Origin of the sequence: Streptococcus pseudopneumoniae ATCC BAA-960 = CCUG 49455 (assembly GCF_002087075.1) — a bacterium.
Taxonomy (GTDB): Bacteria; Bacillota; Bacilli; order Lactobacillales; family Streptococcaceae; genus Streptococcus; species Streptococcus pseudopneumoniae.
Window position 1 is genome coordinate 1 of sequence record NZ_MWSM01000045.1, and the last position, 2,061, is coordinate 2,061.

Consider the following 2,061-nt stretch of genomic DNA (forward strand, 5'->3'; position numbering starts at 1 on the left):
ATAACCCAAAGAGAGGCAAGACCTCTCTTTTTTGTGCAGTTGAGGAGCTAAAGGGTGCAGAATGGATGAAATGTACCAAAAGTGTTTCTAATCTGTTAGACTGTATCTAGAAAGGGGAAAATTATGATTAAAGAATTGTATGAAGAAGTCCAAGGGACTGTGTATAAGTGTAGAAATGAATATTACCTTCATTTATGGGAATTGTCGGATTGGGACCAAGAGGGAATGATATGTCTATATGAATTGATTAGTAAAGAAGAAGGATTAGTAGAAGATATCTCTCGTTTAAGGAAATATTTTAAGACTAAGTTTCGGAATCGAATTCTAGACTATATCCGTAAACAAGAAAGCTACAAACGAAGATATAATAAAGAACCATATGAAGAAGTAGGTGAGATTAGTCATCGTATAAGCGAGGGAGGTCTGTGGATAGATGACTATTATCTCTTTTATGAAACACTAAGAGATTATAGAAACAAACAAAGTAAAGAGAAACAAGAAGAGCTAGAACGCATTTTAAGAAATGAACGATTCCGAGGGCGTCAAAGAGTGTTAAGAGACTTACGTATTGTGTTTAAAGAGTTTGACATCCGTAGCCGGTAAGAAGCAATGCAAAAAAATGAAAAAAATAGGAAAAGGTGTGTCAATCGAAAGTGATGATGCCCCAAAAAATGGTGAGATTGAGGGCAATTATTTTGCTTTCATTTGACACGAGGAACCCTTGAAGCTGTTTTTTCAGCTAAACCAAGGCTAGTCTTAGCCTTGGCTCTCTAACCTCACAGCTCCAAGCCTCTTATCAAATGAAATGCTTGTCTTAGACTCCTTATTTTCTCTCTCCTAAATGTAAGGGATAGAGTGATTTCCTTTAAGGAACAGCTTCCCATTTAGCGAGAAATAGATTATACTTGTAGCTGAGGAGAATGAAGCTCCTCACTAGTAAACTCTTCATAATCCTTTTTATTTTTCTGAAGATATTGTTTGAAAGATGTGAGTTTCCACGGATGGGTTTGTGGAGGGACATACTTGCGTCTTTCTTTTTTTGTTCTGGTTCTGATTCAAAGTTTTTCGAATAGAGTTCATGAACTAGTAGCTCCTTTGTGTGATAGATCTTGTCAGCGATATTGAGGTAGATGTCACCGTCAACTTCTTTTATAACGAATGCTTTCGTCTTTCTGCTGAAGTAGACTTCTTTTCCTTGTTCAACAGGGATATAGCAACGATTTTGGAATCGGATATGGTGTCCACTATCGACGACTCTCTCCGCCAGTCTAGCCAGAATGAGATTTCGTTCAGAGGGCTTAGGAGCCTCCTCAAAGACAGAGAGTTTTGTCTTGTTTCCAAACTGTTCATTAAAGGTTTGAATGTAGGAAAGAAGGAAAGTATTGGCTTCTTCCAAGGTATGAATATTGTTTCGTTCCAGTTCAATAGGCAGGCGAGATTGTAGTGCCTGATTGAGTCTTTCGACTCTCCCTTTAGCTTGAGGGATAGCGGTTGTCTCAAGGAGAATCCCCAGTTGGTGACAGGCGTATCCGAATTGTGTATGGGTATCGTCCTCCATTTTCTTAGAGTTGGAGATTTGATAGGTAAAGACTGTTCTTTTATCTGTTTTGATTTGAAGGGGAATGCCGTGGTTGTCTAAAATTTGTTCGAGGACATGATAGTAAGCATTCAAGGTCTCTTGTTTATCAAAATAAGCCCCTAGGATATTGCCAGAAGCATCATCAATGGCTAGGTGTAAGTTAGAGGTTTCTGCTCCAAACCAGGCATGAGGGCTAGCCTCCATTTAGATGACTTCTCGCCAAAAAATTGTAAAAAGTTTAAAAAAAATTAGAAAAAGGTGTTGACAAGTCTGAAAAGACTGTATAATAGTAAGAGTTGAAAATAACCACTCTGGTCCGTTGGTCAAGGGGTTAAGACACCGCCTTTTCACGGCGGTAACACGGGTTCGAATCCCGTACGGACTATAGTATGTTGCGGTTGGAACACTTGATGAAAAAAAGATTAAAAAGTTTCAAAAAAAGTGTTGACAAACGAAAGTGACTGTGATATACTAATATAGTT

General features: G+C 38.3%; 1 protein-coding gene, 1 tRNA gene and 1 pseudogene. 2 read left to right on the forward strand and 1 reads right to left on the reverse strand.

The annotated features are described in order from the left end of the window. Positions 1-123 precede the first annotated feature (123 nt). The gene (locus B4W83_RS09535) at positions 124-603 is read left to right on the forward strand and encodes a sigma-70 RNA polymerase sigma factor region 4 domain-containing protein (RefSeq protein ID WP_000588858.1); all 480 of its coding nucleotides are present in this window, start codon (positions 124-126) and stop codon (positions 601-603) included. A 296-nt stretch (positions 604-899) separates the two neighbouring features. Here the strand turns inward: B4W83_RS09535 and B4W83_RS09545 are convergent. Continuing rightward, positions 900-1,783: pseudogene (locus B4W83_RS09545) on the reverse strand (ISNCY family transposase); the annotation flags it as partial. Between the two features lie 109 nt (positions 1,784-1,892). On the opposite strand from B4W83_RS09545, the gene B4W83_RS09550 reads away from it, so the two are divergent. Then, a tRNA-Glu gene (locus B4W83_RS09550) sits at positions 1,893-1,964 on the forward strand. Positions 1,965-2,061: the final 97 nt, after the last annotated feature.

Coding starts and splice junctions, on each gene's coding strand:
- B4W83_RS09535 (WP_000588858.1), top strand. CDS start 124: ATGATTAAAGAATTGTATGAAGAAGTCCAAGGGACTGTGTATAAGTGT.